The 16,668-nt window shown below is 71.4% G+C and carries 18 protein-coding genes; 10 read left to right on the top strand and 8 right to left on the bottom strand.

The window, feature by feature from the left end; all coding sequences use genetic code 11:
- Positions 1 to 134 precede the first annotated feature (134 nt).
- The 4 genes from psmA to HPS36_RS09710 all read left to right on the top strand — a co-directional run bounded on the left by psmA (position 135) and on the right by HPS36_RS09710 (position 2,729).
- Positions 135 to 914, top strand: coding sequence for an archaeal proteasome endopeptidase complex subunit alpha (psmA, locus tag HPS36_RS09725; RefSeq protein ID WP_173229989.1), 780 nt, complete (start codon positions 135 to 137; stop codon positions 912 to 914).
- Positions 915 to 1,020: 106 nt separating this feature from the next.
- A complete protein-coding gene (locus HPS36_RS09720) occupies positions 1,021 to 1,419 on the top strand; it encodes a helix-turn-helix domain-containing protein (protein ID WP_121562801.1) in 399 nt (132 codons plus the stop codon).
- 85 nt (positions 1,420 to 1,504) lie between these two features.
- On the top strand, positions 1,505 to 1,756 hold the full coding sequence (locus HPS36_RS09715) for a DUF7542 family protein (protein WP_173229988.1): 252 nt from the start codon (positions 1,505 to 1,507) through the stop codon (positions 1,754 to 1,756).
- 61 nt (positions 1,757 to 1,817) lie between these two features.
- Positions 1,818 to 2,729 carry an acetamidase/formamidase family protein gene (locus HPS36_RS09710; RefSeq protein ID WP_173229987.1) on the top strand — a complete coding sequence of 304 codons (912 nt, stop codon included), beginning with the start codon at positions 1,818 to 1,820 and terminating at the stop codon, positions 2,727 to 2,729.
- A gap of 52 nt (positions 2,730 to 2,781) precedes the next feature.
- Here the strand turns inward: HPS36_RS09710 and HPS36_RS09705 are convergent, their stop codons facing one another.
- The gene (locus HPS36_RS09705; RefSeq protein WP_173229986.1) at positions 2,782 to 4,797 is read right to left on the bottom strand and encodes an ATP-binding protein; all 2,016 of its coding nucleotides are present in this window, start codon (positions 4,795 to 4,797) and stop codon (positions 2,782 to 2,784) included.
- Between the two features lie 90 nt (positions 4,798 to 4,887).
- On the opposite strand from HPS36_RS09705, the gene HPS36_RS09700 reads away from it, so the two are divergent.
- The gene (locus tag HPS36_RS09700; protein WP_121562805.1) at positions 4,888 to 5,250 is read left to right on the top strand and encodes a DUF5518 domain-containing protein; all 363 of its coding nucleotides are present in this window, start codon (positions 4,888 to 4,890) and stop codon (positions 5,248 to 5,250) included.
- Positions 5,251 to 5,541: 291 nt separating this feature from the next.
- Here the strand turns inward: HPS36_RS09700 and HPS36_RS09695 are convergent, their stop codons facing one another.
- Together HPS36_RS09695 and HPS36_RS09690 are read right to left on the bottom strand one after the other, a co-directional pair.
- A complete protein-coding gene (locus HPS36_RS09695; protein ID WP_173229985.1) occupies positions 5,542 to 7,212 on the bottom strand; it encodes a tryptophan--tRNA ligase in 1,671 nt (556 codons plus the stop codon).
- Positions 7,213 to 7,338: 126 nt separating this feature from the next.
- The gene (locus tag HPS36_RS09690; RefSeq protein ID WP_173229984.1) at positions 7,339 to 8,142 is read right to left on the bottom strand and encodes a TOBE domain-containing protein; all 804 of its coding nucleotides are present in this window, start codon (positions 8,140 to 8,142) and stop codon (positions 7,339 to 7,341) included.
- Positions 8,143 to 8,244: 102 nt separating this feature from the next.
- Between HPS36_RS09690 and HPS36_RS09685 the strand changes: the two genes are divergently transcribed.
- Genes HPS36_RS09685 through HPS36_RS09675 form a run of 3 tightly spaced genes read left to right on the top strand, consistent with a single transcriptional unit; the run spans position 8,245 to position 10,737 of the window.
- Positions 8,245 to 9,210: a substrate-binding domain-containing protein gene (locus tag HPS36_RS09685; RefSeq protein WP_173229983.1), complete on the top strand. Its 966-nt coding sequence runs from the start codon at positions 8,245 to 8,247 to the stop codon at positions 9,208 to 9,210.
- A 2-nt stretch (positions 9,211 to 9,212) separates the two neighbouring features.
- Entirely contained in the window at positions 9,213 to 9,962 is a 750-nt protein-coding gene (locus HPS36_RS09680) for an ABC transporter permease (protein ID WP_173229982.1), read from the top strand.
- Between the two features lie 22 nt (positions 9,963 to 9,984).
- Entirely contained in the window at positions 9,985 to 10,737 is a 753-nt protein-coding gene (locus HPS36_RS09675) for an amino acid ABC transporter ATP-binding protein (RefSeq protein WP_173229981.1), read from the top strand.
- 33 nt (positions 10,738 to 10,770) lie between these two features.
- On the opposite strand, the gene HPS36_RS09670 is transcribed toward HPS36_RS09675, so the two are convergent.
- The 3 genes from HPS36_RS09670 to HPS36_RS09660 form a co-directional block, all read right to left on the bottom strand.
- Positions 10,771 to 11,334: an HIT family protein gene (locus HPS36_RS09670; protein WP_173229980.1), complete on the bottom strand. Its 564-nt coding sequence runs from the start codon at positions 11,332 to 11,334 to the stop codon at positions 10,771 to 10,773.
- The gene (gene map / locus HPS36_RS09665) at positions 11,334 to 12,242 is read right to left on the bottom strand and encodes a type II methionyl aminopeptidase (RefSeq protein ID WP_173229979.1); all 909 of its coding nucleotides are present in this window, start codon (positions 12,240 to 12,242) and stop codon (positions 11,334 to 11,336) included. The genes HPS36_RS09670 and map overlap by 1 nt, the downstream gene beginning before the upstream one ends.
- Positions 12,243 to 12,326: 84 nt before the next feature.
- A complete protein-coding gene (locus HPS36_RS09660; protein WP_173229978.1) occupies positions 12,327 to 12,563 on the bottom strand; it encodes a DUF2249 domain-containing protein in 237 nt (78 codons plus the stop codon).
- 130 nt (positions 12,564 to 12,693) lie between these two features.
- Here HPS36_RS09660 and HPS36_RS09655 point away from each other — a divergent pair, with 130 nt between their 5' ends.
- Entirely contained in the window at positions 12,694 to 13,017 is a 324-nt protein-coding gene (locus HPS36_RS09655) for a CGCGG family putative rSAM-modified RiPP protein (RefSeq protein ID WP_137716585.1), read from the top strand.
- A 27-nt stretch (positions 13,018 to 13,044) separates the two neighbouring features.
- On the opposite strand, the gene HPS36_RS09650 is transcribed toward HPS36_RS09655, so the two are convergent.
- The gene (locus tag HPS36_RS09650) at positions 13,045 to 15,096 is read right to left on the bottom strand and encodes a histidine kinase N-terminal 7TM domain-containing protein (RefSeq protein WP_173229977.1); all 2,052 of its coding nucleotides are present in this window, start codon (positions 15,094 to 15,096) and stop codon (positions 13,045 to 13,047) included.
- A 74-nt stretch (positions 15,097 to 15,170) separates the two neighbouring features.
- On the opposite strand from HPS36_RS09650, the gene HPS36_RS09645 reads away from it, so the two are divergent.
- Complete coding sequence (locus tag HPS36_RS09645; RefSeq protein WP_173229976.1) at positions 15,171 to 15,638, top strand: peroxiredoxin; 468 nt, start codon at positions 15,171 to 15,173, stop codon at positions 15,636 to 15,638.
- 39 nt (positions 15,639 to 15,677) lie between these two features.
- Here HPS36_RS09645 and HPS36_RS09640 read toward each other — a convergent pair whose 3' ends face one another.
- Complete coding sequence (locus HPS36_RS09640) at positions 15,678 to 16,592, bottom strand: DMT family transporter (RefSeq protein WP_173229975.1); 915 nt, start codon at positions 16,590 to 16,592, stop codon at positions 15,678 to 15,680.
- Positions 16,593 to 16,668: the final 76 nt, after the last annotated feature.

Raw genomic sequence — 16,668 nt, 5'->3', positions numbered from 1 at the left:
GAGGCGAGGCCCGCGCCGCCCGGCCCGCGGTTTCGGCGGCCTCCGAGACGTACCGGTTACGGATGCTTTTTCAACGGCCCGACGTAAGTAACGGTAATGAGCGAACGCGACACCGCGCGAGCGGGTGATGGGCGATGATGGGGAACAACGACCAGCAGGCGTACGACCGCGGCACGTCGCTGTTCTCGCCGGACGGGCGCATCTACCAGGTCGAGTACGCCCGCGAGGCGGTCTCGCGCGGCGCGCCGAGCGTCGGCGTCCGGACGACCGACGGCGTCGTGTTCGTCGCGATGTCCCGCCCCTCCTCGTCGCTGATGGAGGCCGAGAGCATCGAGAAGCTCCACAAGCTCGACGACCACGTCGGGACCGCGAGCGCCGGCCACGTCGCCGACGCCCGCCAGCTGATCGACCTCGCGCGCCGCCAGTCGCAGGGGAACCGCCTGCGCTACGGCGAGCCCGTCGGTGTCGAGACGCTGACGAAGTTCGTCACCGACCACATCCAGGAGAACACCCAGCGCGGCGGCACGCGCCCCTACGGCGCCGCCCTCCTCATCGGCGGCATCGACGACGGCGAGCCGCGCCTGTTCGCGGCCGACCCCTCGGGCACGCCGAACGAGTGGAAGGCGACCGTCATCGGCGGCGGTCGGCAGGATATCCAGGGTCACCTCGAAGACGAGTGGCGCGACGACCTCTCGCTCGCGGAGGGCATCGAACTCGCGGTCGCGGCGCTGGCCGCTCACGACGACGAGTTCGAGCCCGCCGACCTCGCGGTCGCGACCGTGACCGAGGCCGACGGCTTCCGGACGGTGCCGGTCGAGGAGGTCGAGACCGCGTTCGAAGCGGCCGGCCTCGACGCCGACGACGAGGCGGACGCCGACGACGAGGCCGACGGCGACGCCGGCGCCGACGAGTAGCGACTCCTCGGCCGGGTCGCGTTCGACGCTCGGCGGCGGAGTGCGCGGAATTGTATGTCCCACACACAACACTTTTAGCGGCGGAACGCCTTACCTACGACGTAAAATGCCCGATTCGATGTCCGAACAGCTCCAGCGGGACATGGAGTGCGAGGGGTTGCTCGAGTGTTTCCACGGCCTGAAGCAGTTGGACAAGGACTGTTACCAGGCGCTCGTCTCGGCCGACGAGGCGCTCACGATCGACGAGGTGGCCGAGCGCGTCGACCGGGAGCGCTCCACGGCCTACCGCGCGGTCCAGCGGCTCCTCAAGGCCGGCTTCATCCAGAAGGAGCAGATCAACTACGAGCAGGGGGGATACTACCACGTGTACCGGCCGACCGACCCGTCGCAGATCGCCGACGACATGCAGCGGATGCTCAACGACTGGTACGCGAAGATGGGCCAGCTCATCGGCGAGTTCGAGGAGAAGTACGACCGCCCCGAGCGCGCCGCGGTCGAGAGCTGAGGCGGGGCGCGTCCCGACTGACGACCGCAACCGCAACGGCGACGCGGACCGGTGGGGTTACGCCGTTCGAGGCCGCACGACCGGTATGGCGACGACCGTCCGCTGTGACGACTGTTCGTACGAGGAGGCGTTCGACTCCCTCCGGCGGGCGCGGACGGCCGTGAGCGAACACGAGCGCTCGACCGGCCACGCGGTCGCGTGGGAGATCGAGTCGCTGGCCGGCGGCGTCGAGCGCGCCGGCGCCGACGCGGGCGTGTGCGGCCGGCCGGAGTGCGCGAACCCCGACTCGCCGCTGCTCGACCGCGACGCCGCGCGCGGGGTCGACCCGGAGGACTGACCGGGCGGCCCCGTCCGTCCGCGGCGGAGGTTTTTGGTTCCGCCGCCCGGAGCGAGAGCCGATGTCACGAGAAGTCGTCTCACACCGCGACGGCCACGTGTACGAGTTCGGTCCGGAGATGGACCCGGTCTACGAGGCCGCGGACGGCGAGTCGCTGACGATCGAGACGGTCGACAGTCTGAACGGCGCGATCCAGGAAGCCGACGACCTGCTCGACGCGATCCCGGAGGAAGTCAACGCCGCGACGGGGCCGATCGCCGTGGCCGGCGCGAGCCCGGGCGACGTCCTCGCGGTCGAGATAGAAGATGTGCGCGTCGCGGAGGACCGCGGCCGGGTGCTCACCGCCCCCGGGTTCGGACTCCTCCAGGACGACCCGGAGATCGACCACCCGGCGACGCGGATCACCGAGGTCGACGACGACGCGGAGACGGTCGACTTCGAGGGGATCGACGTGTCGATCGAGCCCGTGATCGGGACGATCGGCGTCGCCACGGACGGGGAAACGGTCTCGACGCTCACGCCCGACGACCACGGCGGGAACCTCGACACGACCGACGTGACCGGCGGGACGACCGTCTACTTCCCCGTCTTCCAGGAGGGGGCGATGCTGGCGCTGGGCGACGCGAAGGCCGCGATGGCGGACGGGGAGATGTGCGGGACGGGCGCCGAGATAGCGGTCGAGGTCGACGCGACGCTGTCGGTGATCGAGGACCCCGCCGTCTCGCCCGCCCGTCCCCTCCTCGACACCGGCGACGCCGTGAAGACGGTCGCGAGCGCCGAGACGATGGAGGCGGCCGTCGAGCTGGCGAACGCCGACATGCTGGACCTGCTTTCGCACCACCACGGGTTCTCGCGCACCGAGGCGTACCTCTTCTCCAGCCTCGTCGGCGGCCTGGAGGTCAGTCAGGTGGTCGACCCGCAGGTGACGGCGCGGAACGCGGTGCCGAGCGAACACCTCTCGCTGCCGTTCTGACCCCCTACACCGCGGCCTCCTGGGTCGTACCCGTCGCGTCGACCGGCCGGCCTCAGCGCTCGGACCGCTCGGCGAACCGCCGCGCGGCGTCGCTCAGCCCGCCGTCGGTCGGCGCCTCGGCCCGCTCCGACTCTGCGGCCTCGCCGGCCTCGGCCGCCGCCTCTCCGTCGGCGTCGGTCGCGTCGGCGTCGGTGCCGACCCCTTCGGCCTCCCCGGGTACCGCGTCGGGGCCGTCTCGGGCGGCCGCACCGTCGGCGCGGTCGGCGGCCGCCCCTTCCCCGACCTCGGCCGGATCGGCGTCCGGCGGATAGCTCAGTTCGGCGGGGGGGACGAAGGCGGTCTCGACCGCGCGGACGATCTCGCGGACCTGCGCCTCGTCGAGGCGGTCGGCGTACGCCTCGCGGACGAGGTCCGGGACCGCGTACGCGTAGTGGCCGCGGCCGGCGTGGCGGATGAGCCCCGCCCGCCGGATCGGCCGGTGGCGGCTGTAGGCGTGCCCGGAGTCGCCGTCGCCGCCGGCGTCGATGTGGGCCGCGACGGGGTCGCTGGCGCCCTCGCGGCGGTAGTGGCGGAGCATGCCGCGCGAGAGCTCCGGGAGCGCCTCGATCCGCGAGCGCAGCTCCTCGATCACCGCCTCCCGGGTGCCGAGCTCGATCGCGTCGTCGAACCGGAGCGCGCTCTCGGCCACGTCGTCGCGGGTGACCGGGTCGACGTCGTCCGGCGGGGCGGGGTCGGACTCGGCCGCGGGTTCGGCGTCCGCGGCGTCGCCGTCTGCGGCCGCGGCGTCCGGATCCGACGAAGCGCCGTCGGCGGACGCGGCCGACTCCGCGTCTCCCTCGGCGCCGCCGTCGGCGGAGGGCGCCGCCTCGCTCGCGGGCTCGTCGTCGCCCTTCGTGGCGGCGACCGCCTCGTCGTACGACTTGAGTACGGACTGCTCGTCTTCGCCGTCGTCTGTCTTGCCGGCTGAGCGCTCGGCGCCGACCCGGGCCCGGCCGCCGCCGCCCCGGTACGGCGCTTCGGCCTTGCCGAGGAGCGCCTGCGCGAACTGGTCGGCCATGTCGCTCAGGTCGCGGGCCTCCTCCAGCTCGCGTTCGAGGTCGGCGATCCGGCGGTCCTTCTTCTCCAGCTCCTGTTTGAGGTCGGCTATCTCGGACTCGCGGCGCTCCTTCTCGTCGGAGATCGACTGGAGCTCGCCGACGAGGTCGCTGGAGACGGACTTCAGCTCGGGGCGCTCGAAGTCGTCGAGCCCGGGGGTCGCGCCCGCGTCGAACGTCTCCTTGCGGTGGAACTGGATCCGGCGGATCGACTCGTCCCAGTCGGTCATGAGGAAGGCCTCGCCGTCGCCCAAGTCCTCCACCGCGCTCGCGTACTTCGACCCGAGGATGCGCCCGACCACCTTCGTGTCGTTGTCCCACGTGAGCCGGTGCCAGCAGAGCCAGTCGCACTGGGTGATGAAGTCCTTCTTGACGTCGGCGGGGCGCTGGCTGATGCCGACGATGCCGAGGCCGTGTTTCCGGCCGCGCTTGCCAACCTTGATCAGCATCTTCCCCGTCTCGTCCATCCCGCCGCCCTCGGGGATGTACTCGTGGCACTCCTCAATGACGAGGAGGAAGGGCTTCTTCATCCGCTTCTCCTTGGCGAACAGTTGTCTGACGACCGCCAAGAGGAGCTCGTTTGCGGTCTCCTCTTCGAGGTAGCCGGAGACGTCCAAGATGATCGGGACGTTCTGGTCGAGCGCGAGCGTCGCGAGCTTCTCGGCGTGCTCGGGGGAGACGACGATGTCGCACTCCTCGTCGGCGCCGGCGTGGAGGATCTCGTACTCCTCTTTCAGGCCGTAGTACTCCCCGTCCGTGTCGACGATCATCACGGGGAACCCGTTGTCGAGCAGGTTCTCGATGACGACGCTCGCGGTGTTGCTCTTCCCGGACCCGCTTTTGCCCGTGATAAACGAGCGGCCGGTGAGCACGTCGACCACCGGGAGCTCCACCGGCGCTCCCGGCTCCGCCGTCGCGTCGCCGCCGATCCCCTCGCTGACGTCCGCGACGTGGATCGTCTCCTCCTCGCTCATACCCGTGAGAGGTGGCGCCCGCCTCATAAACCATCGCCTCGCCCGTCGGCCTCCACAAGACGTATGCCGTCTCCGGGAGTCCGACCGCACATGGACACGGACAACGCCCTCCTCAACGCGGTCGTCGGCGCGATCGCGTCGGCCCTCCTCTCGTTCACCGGCATCTCACCCCTCCTCGGCGGCGCTGTCGCCGGGTACCTGAACGGCGACGACGGGCTCCGGGTCGGCGCGCTCTCGGGCGCGATCGCGTCGATCCCGATCGTCGGACTGCTGCTGCTCGCGCTGGTGGTTCTCCCGTTCCTGGGCCTCTTCGGGTTCCCGCTCGAAGCCGGTCTCGCGGCCGGCGGCGTGTTCCTGGTCGCCGCCCTGATCGTGTTGGGCGGCGTCGCCTACAGCGTGGTGTTGAGCGCCCTCGGCGGGCTGCTGGGCGTGTACGTGAAAAACGAGCTGTAAGTCGATCGCTGGCACTGATACGTAGCCGAATCCGGATCGGCGGAGAACGCCGCCAAAGTCCCACCCCGCACGGCACCTCACGCCTCCCCAGCCTCGTCAGTCGCCTCCGCTTCGCTCCGGCGACTGACTCCAGCGAGGGACCGAAGGTCCCTCTGGCAGCCGGCGCTACGCGCCGGCGACCTCGCGCGTGCGGTTCGCGCCGCGCTGCGGCGCTCAGCGGCACGCGCCGACCGCGCCGTTCATTTATGAATGAAATGTGTGAGAATCGGCTCGCGACTCGGCGGAGACGCCTCAGTGCTCGCCGCCCGTGCCGCGCCGGTCGGAGTCGAGGTCGATGTCGAGGTTCTCAAGCAGTTCCTCGGCCTCCTCGCGCTTCTCCTGGTGGTCTGCGAGGAACTCGCGCATCAGCTCGGCGGCCTGCTCCTTACAGCCGCCACAGAGGCGCTCGCCGTTGACGCACTCCGAGTACACCTCCTTGGTCAGCTCGTCGTCGTCGCCCGCGAGCAGGTAGGCGTACAGCTCATAGACGGGGCACTCGTCGGCCTCGCCGCCGAGCTCGCGCTGCTCCTCGGCGGTGTCGCGGCCGCCGGTCGTCGCCGCCTTCACCTTGTCGTAGCCGTCCCCGGGGTCGTCGAGCAGCGAGATGTGGCTCGCCGGGATCGACGAGGACATCTTCCCGCCGGTGAGCCCGGTCATGAACCGGTGGTAGATCGAGGAGGGCTGCCGGAAGCCGAACCCGTCGTGGTCGATCTCGACCTCCCGGGCGACCGACTCGGCCTCGCCGCGAGTGAGGTCGAAGGCGTCGACGTGGCCCTCGAACACGCGCTTCTCGCCGTCGACCGCCTCGATCAGCGCCTCGAACGCCTCGTCGGTGGCGTTGCGGTCGAAGAACCGGACGCGAGGGCGGAGCGGCTCCTTCCCGCCGGCTTCGAGCTTGTCGAGCGCGGTCGCCTTCGCGGCCGCGAGGTCGACGCTCTCGCGGTCCGACTCCGGCGGCTCGTAGTCCGCGAGCCACTCGGCCGCGTCCTCGCAGCGCACGTCGGGGTCGTCGCCGTCGTCCGCGCTCCCGGCCGCGAGCGCGTCGTAGGCGGCCCGGACCAGCTGCCGCTCGTCGTCGTCCAGCTCGAAGGAGGCGAACGCCTCGGTCACCTTGAAGTAGCGCACGCGGGTCGCCAGGTCCCGGGTGAGCCGGACGTGGGGGTCCTGGTCCGGGCCGACCGGGATCACCGTGGGCTTCGGCTCGTCGACGAGCTGGGGGTAGAGGATGTCCGCCGTCTGGGTGATCACGCTCTGCATGTGGGAGATGTTCGTCTCGCCGTCGAAGCCGTAGATCGCCTCGAACTCCGAGAAGTTCGCCTTCGAGCCCAGTTCGAAGCCGAGGTCCTGGACCTCACGGTTGTCCGACTGGCGGTAGATCTCGCCCGCCTCCGCGTCGAAGCCGAGCGCGAGCAGCGAGAGGAGGTAGTTGCGCGCGTGCTCGTCGATCTCGTCCCACGACATGCCGCGCGCCGAGTGGGCTTCGAGGTCGGCGATGAGGCCGAACGCGTCCCCGCCCATCTCCTGATGCCAGATGATCTCGTCGAACACGAGCTTGTGGCCGATGTGCGGGTCGCCGGTGGGCATGAACCCGGACAGCGCCGCGAACGGCTCGTCGTTCGCCATCGCCTCGGCGACCGCGTCGTACTCGCGGTGGCCGAAGATGACGCCGCGGCGCATCAGGTAGTGCGGGTCCGGGACCTCGTCGGCGACCTCGTCGAACGCCTCGATGCCGAACTCCTCGAACAGGTCCGCGTAGTCCCCGACCGACGCCGACCCCCACGGGTCGAGCGCGACGTCCTCGGTCGGCTCGTCCGCGCGCTCGGTCCCGCCGTCGGTCCGGGGGGCCGTCGACGGCCCGGGGGCGGGGTCGGACCCGCGCCCGTCGCCGCCCGGCGTCGCCCCCTCGGGGGTGTCCTCGTCCATACCACTCTTCCCGTCGGTCGACGCAAAAACCGTTCGCTTGCGCGAGAGCGGTTCCCACGCCTCGGCGGGCGGACCGACCTCACCGAAACGGACGACCACGCCGACACGCAGACCCACCGGACGGCGTCACGCCGCGTGCGCCACCAGCCGCGTCGCGGTCGCCTTCCAGCGGATCGACACCGGGTCGCCGGGAGCGAGGCCGAGCCGCTCGATGCTCTCGGCGGTGATCAGCGCGGCCACCTCGACGTCGTCGGAGCCCTCGGCCACCCCGACCGCGATCCGGACCGTCGACACCGTCTCGCCGGGATCGACGCGCGAGACGCGGCCGGCGAGGCGGTTCCGGGCGCTCGTCGCGTCGGGGTCCACCGCGTCGGCCGCGTCGTTGACCGTGACGGCGTCGGCGCCGATCCGGACCTGGACCGCGTCGCCGACGGACACTCCGCTCCCGTCGCCGTCCCCGACGCCGCCGCTCTCGCTCCCGCCGCCCTCGTCGTCCCCCGTTCCCCCGTGAAGCCCGGACAGTTCCCCGACCGCGGTGTCGACGACCGCGAGCTCGCCGTCGACGGCCGTCACGGTGCCGTCGAGCACCGTCTCCGGGACCGCCGCGGCCGCCGCGAGGACGGCCTGGAGCCGGTCGTAGCGGTCGAGGAGCGCGCGGCCGGACGCGGCGAGCCGGCTCCCGCCGCCGCCCTCGCCGCCGCGGCGCCGCTCCACGAGCGTCCCGTAGGCCTCCTCCAAGGCCTCGATCCGCGAGAGGGCGCGGGCGCGCGAGCGACCCAGGTCGGCGGCCGCGCCCGCGACGGACCCCGCCGCGTCGACCGCGCGCAGCAGCGCCGCGTCGCGGCCGTCGAACTCGACGCCGTCCTCGATGAGCGCGGCCCGCCCGCGTCCCGCCGCTGCGTCCGGCCCGGCCTCGGTCGGCTCTCCCATGCCCGGAGGATGCCCCCGGGCCGTCATGGCGTTTTCGCCCGCCGCCCCCGTCGCCCGTCGCAGCGCGGAAGTTATATGTGGCGTCGACCCACCGTTGTATCTATGCCGATACAACGGAGGCGGTTCGTGGCCGCGCTGGGCGCCGGAGCGATCGCGAGCACCGCGGGCTGTTCGTCGACCAGCGGCGACGACGGCGGCGGCGGGAACGGGACCGACGACGGCGGGAACGCCGCCGAGTCGGTCGGCGTCGCGGGCGAGACGCTGACGCTCACGACGACGACGAGCACGTACGACACCGGGCTCTTAGACGAGATCCATACGGACTTCGAGGAGATGTACGGCGTCACCGTCGACGCCGTCGCGCAGGGGACCGGCGCGGCGTTAGAGACCGCCCGCAACGGCGACTCGGACATCGTGATGGTCCACGCCCGCGGGCTCGAAGACGAGTTCATGCGGAACGGGTACGGGGTCAACCGCCGGGACCTGATGTTCAACGACTTCGTGATCGTCGGGCCCGAGAGCGACCCGGCGGGAATTCAGGGCATGGGCTCCGCGACCGAGGCGCTCACCGCCATCGCCGAGGCGGAGGCGACGTTCGTCTCCCGGGGCGACGAGTCCGGCACGCACACGAAGGAACTGAACCTCTGGGAGGCGGCCGGCACGGATCCCGGCGGCGACTGGTACCAGGAGACCGGCACCGGGATGGGCGAGGCGCTGAACATCGCCAACCAGCAGGGCGCGTACACGCTCTCCGACCGCGGCACCTTCATCTCGCAGCGCTCGGAGATCGAACTCACGATCCTCGTCCAGGGACCGATCGAGGACGGGCCGGAGATCCTCTCGAACCCGTACGGAGTGATGGCGGTCAACCCCGGGGTCCACGAGAACGCCAACTACGACCTCGCGATGGCGTACATCGGCTGGATCACCAGCCCGGGCGTCCAGGAGGCCATCTCGGAGTACCAGGTGAACGGCGAGCAGCTGTTCTTTCCGGAGGCCGTCTCCGAGGACCCGAACTTCCAGCAGTACGTTCCGGAGGGTTGGAGTAGCGAGAGCGACGACGAGTAGCCGTGCCGTTCGAAGCGACCGTCCAGTCGGTCCCGGCGCTGCTCGACGCCGCCGCGCGGCCCGCGGCGTCGCTCTTCGGCGTCTCGTTCAGGGACGGGTACGTCGGGAGCGTCATCGCCGTCTCGCTGTACGTGAGCCTGACCGCGGTGGCGCTGAGCACGCTCGTCAGCGTGCCGGCCGCCGTCGCCATCGGGCTCACGGAGTTCCCGGGGAAGGAGTTCGTGAAGTCGGTGGTCAACACCGGGATGGGGTTCCCCAGCGTGGTCGTGGGGCTCGTCGTGCTGTTCGCGGTCTCGAACCAGGGGCCGCTCGGCTCGCTGGAGCTGATCTTCACCCGCGAGGCGATGATCATGTCGCAGTTCGTCCTCGCGACGCCGCCGATCACGGCGATCAGCCTCGCGGCCGTGAGCGGCGTCGACGACGGGGTCCGCGACGCGGCCCGCGTCCTCGGCGGGACGCGCGTCGACGTGGCGCTCGTCGTGATCAAGGAGGCGCGGTACGGGATCGCGACCGCGGTGCTGGCCGGGTTCGGCCGCGCGATCAGCGAGGTCGGCTCGGTGCTGATCGTCGGCGGGAACATCACGAGCGCGGACGGCATCTCGAAGACGCGCACCCTGACGACGGCGATCCAACTCGAGGCGCGGCAGGGGCAGTACGAGACCGCCATGGTGCTCGGCGCCGTCCTCGTCGCGCTCGTGTTGATCGTCAACGCGATCGTCGTCCGCTTCGGCGACCGGGGGGTGGCGGGCTGATGCGCCGGGAGGTGACGGGCTGATGCTCCGCGCGACGGGGGTGTCCCACGCGTACGGCGACGAGCCCGTGTTCCGCGACCTCTCGATCGACGTCGAGGCCGGCGAGGTCGTGGGGGTCATCGGTCCGTCCGGCGTCGGCAAGACGACGCTGCTGCGGACGCTCGCGCTCTCGCTGGAGCCGGACGAGGGGACCGTGACGCTCGACGGGACCGACGCGTGGGCGGTCGACGAGGCGGAGCGGCTCGCGCTGCGCCGCCGCGTCGGCATGGTGTTCCAAGAGGCGAGCCTCTTCGGGGGGTCGGTCGCCCGCAACGTCGAGTACGGGCTCCGGGTCCGCCGCTCGTGGAGCGAGCGGATCGCCTCGGTCCTCCGGCTGAACGGCGCCGTAGACGCGGTCGACGAGTCCTTGGAGGTCGTGGGGCTGGCCGACAAGATCGACCAGCCCGTCGACTCGCTGTCGGGCGGCGAGGCGCAGCGCGTCTCCTTCGCCCGGGCGCTGGCGTACGACCCGGACGTGCTTCTCCTCGACGAGCCGACCTCCGACCTCGACCCGCGGAACACGGCAGTCATCGAGGAGGCGATCGGCGAGGCGCGCGACCGAGGGATCGGCGTCGTCGTCGCGACCCACGACATGCATCAGGCCGAGCGCGTCGCGGACCGGGTCGCGGTGCTGTTGGACGACGGCATCTCCGAGATCGGTCCGACCGAAGCCATCTTCGAGGACCCCGAGAACGAGCGCACCCGGAAGTTCATCTCGGGCGAACTCGTGTACTGACGCGTCGGGAAAAGCGGGTCGCGCGGGCCGCGATCAGCCGTCGACCGCGAGGCCGAAGTCGAGTTCGACCGCGTCGCCCGCGTCGGCGTCCCCCGAATCGACGACGTGCTCGTCAGCCGCGAACCCGTCGTGAAGGTGGTCGTAGGTGCGCTCTATCGCCTCCACGATCACCTTCGTGTCGCCGGTGACGGGCATGAAGTTCGTGTCGCCGCTCCAGCGCGGGACGACGTGGGTGTGGAGGTGGTCGATCGAGCCGCCGGCGGCGTCGCCGCCGAGGTTCTGCCCGGTGTTGACGCCGTCGGGGTCGAGGTCGCGGCGCAGGGCAGCGAGCGTCGCCGCCTTCAGCCGCGCGTGATCGAGGAGCGTCGCGTCGTCGAGGTCGGTCGGGTCATCGACGTGCTCGTCGGGGATCACCATCGCGTGGCCGGGGTTGTACGGCGCGTTGTTCAGGATGACGTAGTTGCGCTCGCTCCGGGCCACGATCCGCGCCTCGCGGGCGTCCTCGCGCTCGGGCAGGACGCAGAACGGGCAGCCGTCGATCGGGTCGGCGTCGCGCTCGACCCACTCGATCCGCCACGGCGCGAAGATCCGGTCCATCAGTCGTCGAAGCCGTGGATTCCCGCGGTCGTCACCTCGACGCCGTCCTCGGTGACGAGGAGGGTGTGTTCCGCCTGGCTCACTAAGGCGTCGTCGTCCTCCTTCAGCACGGGGTACCCCTTGATCGCGTTCGCCTGCTTGAGGCGGCGCAGCGCCATCTCGGCGCGGTCAGTCTCCAGCCACCGCGCCGCGAACGGGAGGTCGTCGAACCCCTCGATCTCTTCGAGGGCCTGTCGGGCGCGCCGGTCGCGGACGCTCGCGGAGCCCTGCTGTTCGAAGATCTCCTCGTCGGTCCCCTCGCCGACCTTCCCGCGGCCGTCGGTGGCGAACGGCTCGATCGCGACCGCCTGGCCCGGCTCCAGTTCGACCGAGCGGTCGACGCCGCGGTTCGGCACCGTGGGACCGGTGTGGGCGTCGTAGCGCTCGACGCCGTGCCCGGAGAGGTTGAGCACCGGCGTGTAGCCGTACCCGCGGATCACGTCCTCGATCGCCTGCCCGACGACGCCGACCTCGACGCCCGGGCCGGCCTCGTCGAGCGCGGCCTCCAGGGCCATCTCGGCGGCCTCGACGAGCTCCGGAGTGCCGGTGTGGTCGACCGTCACCGCGGCGTCGGCGATGTAGCCGTCGACGTGGACGCCGACGTCGAGACACACCATCTCCTCGCCGAATTCCGTCTCGTCGTCGCGGCTCGGGGTGGCGTGGGACGCCTCCGGATCCACGCTGATGTTCACCGGGAAGGCGAGACCGGCCCCCTGCTCGCGGACGAAGTCCTCCGTCCACTCGGCGACCTCGAGGTGGGTCCGGCCCGGTTCGACCATCTCGCGGGCCTCGTTCATCGCCTCGACCAGCACCGCGCCGGCCTCGCGGTAGCTCTCGACCGCGTCCTCGTCCAGAGGTCCGTGACTCATGGACGCGGGTTCGGCGACCGCGCGCAAAGAGGTTGCGGACAGCGGTCGACGCCGCGAGAGCCGAACCGACCAGTTGGCCGGTGCTCAGGGGCGCGTGATCTCGACGTGCCACTCGTCGTCGGCCGGGTTCGCCGTCTCGTGTTCGAACCCGCGCTCCGCGAGCACGTCGTACAGCGGCACCGGCTCGAAGCCGTTCACCAGACAGAGCGACTCCCCCTCGTCGAGGCCGTCGAGCGCGGACATGATGTCGCCGAACGGCTCGCCGTCTATCTCGCGGGCGTCCAGCCGCTCGTCCGCGTCGTCGAACGGATCGGGGCTCATGGGTGGGTCGTCGGGGTCCGCGGTGATGTAACTCCTCCCGAAATCGTTCGGGAGGGACGGTCGAGCGCCGGGACGCCGCTCGAACATGTTCGCTCGAAGACGGACGGGGCCCGAGCGCCTCGGACGAGACATGGCGAGCACACCGTCCGACCCCGACGACGAACACGACCACGGCGCCGACCCGGTGACCGACCGCGTCCACGAGAACTCCTGGTCCGCGAACCTCGAAGGCCCGGAACACGCCGCGGACCGCGACCTGCTCGTGCGACAGGCGGTCGACGCGGTCGAGCACACGGCCGCGGGCAACCACGTCAACCTCGTCGCACACGGCGACCACGGCCACCCGGAGGAGTACCTCTTCGGGGCGCTGGAGTCGGCGTTCGGCGACGCCGTCAACGTAGAGTACGTCGAGCAGTGCGGCTGCGGCGGCCACGTCGTCCGGGTCCACGTCTGAGCGGGATCGCCGCGGCGGCGGCCGGGCCTACTCCCTCTCCTCGGCGGCCCGCGGGAGCCACATCCGGACCACCGTGCCGGTCGGCTCGCGCGTGTCGATCTCCATGTCGCCGCCGGACTCCGTGACGATCCAGTGGACGAGCCAGAGTCCGAGCCCGCTCGCGTGTTCGAGCGCCGTCTCCCGCGCCTCCGAGAACACCGTCCGCTCGACCGGCGGGATCCCCGGGCCGTCGTCGGCCACGTCGAGCCGGAAGCGGTCGCCGTCGGCGACGACCGTCGCCTCGACGCGCGGGTCGTCGCCGTCGTTGTGGACGACGGCGTTCTCCAGCACGTTCCGGACCGCCGACTCCAAGAGCTCGTCCGCGGAGACGACGGCCGACTCGGGGACGGACACCGTCACCGTCGCCTCGGGGAACGACGACGACAGCGACTCGCAGAGCCGCTCGACCAGCTCGGAGAGGTCGATCTCGGCCCGCCCCGCGTCGCTGTGGAGCGCGACGTCGATCTCCCGGGCCTGGTCGCTGAGGTGCGTCAGCGTCCGCACCTTCCGGTCGATGATGTCGAGGTACGGGTCGCCCTCCTCGTCGACGTGGTCGCGGAGCAGGTCCGCGTACCCGCCGATGACGTTAGTGTCGTTCTTCAGGTCGTGCCGCAGCACGCGGTTCAACACCTGAAGCCGCTGTTCGTACCGTCGGGCGTCCGTCACGTCGGTCGCGGTGATGACCACCTCGCCCGTGTCGGCGAACAGCCGCTCGATCACCGTCTCGAACCGCCGCCAGCTCCCGTCGGCGCGCGCGATCCGGTGCGTGAGCGACTGCGGCTCGGCGCTGTCGAAGGCGCGCTCGAAGGCCTGCTGCGCCTCGCGCCGGTCCTCCGGGTGGACCAGGTCGATGATCGGTCGCCCCTCGATCTCCGTCGGCCGGTGGCCGAGCAGCCGCTCTATCGACGGGCTCACGTAGCGGAGCAGCCCGTCCTCGCCGCAGACCGCGATCACGTTGGGCGACTTCTCGATGAGCGCGCGGTAGCGACGCTGGAGCGTCTCCCGCTCGGTGACGTCGCGGAACAGCAGGACGGTCCCCCCGCGGGTCGTCCCTGGCCCGGTGATGTCGTGGACGTCGACCGTCAGGAACCGCGGCGCGTCGTCGCCGTTGACCGTCACGCGGAACTCGTCGTCGGCCGCCGGATCCGTCACCGCGTCGGCGACCGCGGGGACGTCGTCGAACGCGTCGTCGGCCCGGACGCCGAGCTCGGCGTCCGGGAACAGCGCCTCCGCCGGGTCGTTGGTGTCGACCACGCGGCCGTCGGCGTCGCAGACCACGACGCCGTCCGAGAGGTTCGCGAACACCGCGTCGCGGGCGATCGGCGAGACGTCGAGGATGCGGTACCGGAACACGACCCACGCTAAAAGCGCCGAGGTGCCGCTGAAGGCGATGGGGGTGAAGTCGATGAACCCGGCGTCGGGACCGACGACGCCCGCGATGCCGGCCGCGCTGAGCGCCAGCGGCGCGACGCCGGCGAGGAAGAGGACGGCCGCCTGCCGGCGGAACACGCCGTCGCGGGAGACCGCCGCGTATCCGAGGACGATGAACGTGAACAGGTTGACCGTGTAGGTGTAGCCGACGAAGCCGAGCAGCGCCGGCGTCGGCGTGTAGCTGAGGACGCGGTACCCGCCGGCGTCGACGAGGGAGGGGTCGGCGTAGAACAGCGGGTCGACGCCGGCCGTCCACACGGCGGCCGCGACCGCGACGGGGACGACCCAGAGGAGCGCGAACCGGCGCCGGCCGAGCCACGCGGTCCGGTCGACGTACGAGAAGACGAACGCGGGCCACGCGACCGCTAAGCCGGCGGAGCCGAGCCAGACGAAGCGGTTGAAAAACAGCGTGGGCCCGAGGGTCGTCGCCGACAGCTGGGCCGCGTAGGCCAGCGACCAGACGCCGGCGGCGCCCGCGACGGCGACGAAGCTCCACAGGAGGGCGTGCCCGCCGCGCGACCGGTTGGCGGTCCCGTAGACGGCGAACCCGAACGACGCGACGGCCGCGACGAGCAACGGGGCCGTGTACGGCGTCGGTTGCCACGCCATCGATACCGGTAGGATGCGAGTATCCGGTAAAAAGGGACCGAATCGCCTAACCCCTTCGAGACGCGTCGATGCGTATGCTCGAACCGGGCGACTCCGCACCCGAGATCACGCTCACCGACCACCGCGGCGAGACGGTCACCGTCGACCCGGCCGCGGCCGGTCATACGGTGGTGTACTTCTACCCGCGCGCCGACACGCCCGGCTGCACCGCCGAGGCGTGTAGCTTCCGCGACGAGTGGGACGCGTTCGAGGCGGAAGACGTCGCCGTCGTCGGGATCAGCGACGACCCCGTCGCGGACCTCGAACCGTTCGCCGCGGAGTACGACCTCCCCTTCACGCTCCTCTCGGACCCCGACGGCGCCGTGTCGAGCGCGTACGACTCCTACGGCGAGAAGCAGATGTTCGGGAACACCTTCGACGGCGTGTTCCGGAACACGTACGTCCTCGACGACGAGGGCACCGTAGTCCTGGCCTACGAGGGCGTCTCCCCCGAGGACCACGCGGTCGAGATCATCGACGACATCCGCGCGCTCGACGACTGACGGACATCGGTCCCCGAGCGGTCCGTGCGGACGCGACGCTCACCCGGGGAACCGGATCCCGGCGGCCGCGTCGGCTATCTCGCGGCGCTTCAGCAGGCCGAACCCGAGGACGATGACAACGAAGCCCGCGACGGTGAACGGCGTCACCGGCTCGGCGAGCAGCAGGGCGCCTGCGACCGTGGCCACGATCGGAACGACGTAGGAGACGAGGTTGATCTCGAAGGGGCCGAGCCGGTCGAGCAGCGTGAAGTAGATGGTGTACGCCACCGCAGAGGAGAGCAGTCCGAGGAACCCCAGCGAGAGGAGCGCGGGCGGGGCGGCGGCCGGGAGCCGCTGGCTCTCGCCGATCCCGAGGCTGAGCGCGTGGATGGCGAGCGCGCCGAACCCCATCGCCCACCCGGTGAGCGCGACGCTGGAGAACGAGGTCTCGACCGTCCGGAGCCCGACGCTGCCGATCGCGACGGCGACCACGCCGACCGCGATCAGCCCGACGCCGACCGCGACGCCCCCGCCGAGGTTCGCGGGGTCCGGCTGCGCCACGAGCCCCACGCCGAGGAACGCGAGGACGACCCCGACCGCGCCGCGCGCATCGAGGTCGGCGCCGCCGATCCACAGGGCCGCGACCGCCGCGGTCGCGATGGGTACGAGGCTGTAGGTGATGGAGGCGATGCCGCTCGTCGTGTACTGCTGGCCGACGAACAGCAGGGCGTTGTTCGCCGCCACGGAGAGCCCGCCGCTGAACCCGATCGCGACGAGGTCGCCGCGGGTCCGCGGGAACGGGTCGTCCCGCGTGAGCAGCACGTACGAGAGCAGCGCGAGCGCCGCCACGTCGAACCGGTACGCGGCGTACAGCACCGGCGGGTAGTAGTCGAGGCCGACCTCGATGGCGACGAAGGAGCCGCCCCACAGCAGTGCGAGGGTGAAAAACAGGAGGACGTCTCGGTACCGTGACACGGCCGACCAAACGGGGGCCGCGGGTAAAGCGGTGTCCGTCCCGGCCCGGACCGCCGGTGCCGAGTCGCCGGACGGG

Origin of the sequence: Halorubrum salinarum, assembly GCF_013267195.1 — an archaeon.
In the GTDB taxonomy this organism is placed as follows: domain Archaea; phylum Halobacteriota; class Halobacteria; order Halobacteriales; family Haloferacaceae; genus Halorubrum; species Halorubrum salinarum.
The sequence above is the reverse complement of the archived record's forward strand: the minus strand, read 5'-3'. Positions and strand labels throughout refer to the sequence as shown.

Excerpts from the sequence above, each read along its gene's own strand:
- HPS36_RS09650 (WP_173229977.1), bottom strand. The coding sequence starts at position 15,096 with ATGGCGTGGCAACCGACGCCGTACACGGCCCCGTTGCTCGTCGCGGCC.
- HPS36_RS09660 (WP_173229978.1), bottom strand. The coding sequence starts at position 12,563 with ATGAGCCCCGATCCGTTCGACGACGCGGACGAGCGGCTGGACGCCCGC.
- HPS36_RS09715 (WP_173229988.1), top strand. The coding sequence starts at position 1,505 with ATGGCGACGACCGTCCGCTGTGACGACTGTTCGTACGAGGAGGCGTTC.
- HPS36_RS09695 (WP_173229985.1), bottom strand. The coding sequence starts at position 7,212 with ATGGACGAGGACACCCCCGAGGGGGCGACGCCGGGCGGCGACGGGCGC.
- HPS36_RS09700 (WP_121562805.1), top strand. The coding sequence starts at position 4,888 with ATGGACACGGACAACGCCCTCCTCAACGCGGTCGTCGGCGCGATCGCG.
- psmA (WP_173229989.1), top strand. The coding sequence starts at position 135 with ATGATGGGGAACAACGACCAGCAGGCGTACGACCGCGGCACGTCGCTG.
- HPS36_RS09645 (WP_173229976.1), top strand. The coding sequence starts at position 15,171 with ATGCTCGAACCGGGCGACTCCGCACCCGAGATCACGCTCACCGACCAC.
- HPS36_RS09720 (WP_121562801.1), top strand. The coding sequence starts at position 1,021 with ATGCCCGATTCGATGTCCGAACAGCTCCAGCGGGACATGGAGTGCGAG.
- HPS36_RS09705 (WP_173229986.1), bottom strand. The coding sequence starts at position 4,797 with ATGAGCGAGGAGGAGACGATCCACGTCGCGGACGTCAGCGAGGGGATC.
- HPS36_RS09690 (WP_173229984.1), bottom strand. The coding sequence starts at position 8,142 with ATGGGAGAGCCGACCGAGGCCGGGCCGGACGCAGCGGCGGGACGCGGG.
- HPS36_RS09685 (WP_173229983.1), top strand. The coding sequence starts at position 8,245 with ATGCCGATACAACGGAGGCGGTTCGTGGCCGCGCTGGGCGCCGGAGCG.
- map (WP_173229979.1), bottom strand. The coding sequence starts at position 12,242 with ATGAGTCACGGACCTCTGGACGAGGACGCGGTCGAGAGCTACCGCGAG.
- HPS36_RS09710 (WP_173229987.1), top strand. The coding sequence starts at position 1,818 with ATGTCACGAGAAGTCGTCTCACACCGCGACGGCCACGTGTACGAGTTC.
- HPS36_RS09675 (WP_173229981.1), top strand. The coding sequence starts at position 9,985 with ATGCTCCGCGCGACGGGGGTGTCCCACGCGTACGGCGACGAGCCCGTG.
- HPS36_RS09670 (WP_173229980.1), bottom strand. The coding sequence starts at position 11,334 with ATGGACCGGATCTTCGCGCCGTGGCGGATCGAGTGGGTCGAGCGCGAC.
- HPS36_RS09655 (WP_137716585.1), top strand. The coding sequence starts at position 12,694 with ATGGCGAGCACACCGTCCGACCCCGACGACGAACACGACCACGGCGCC.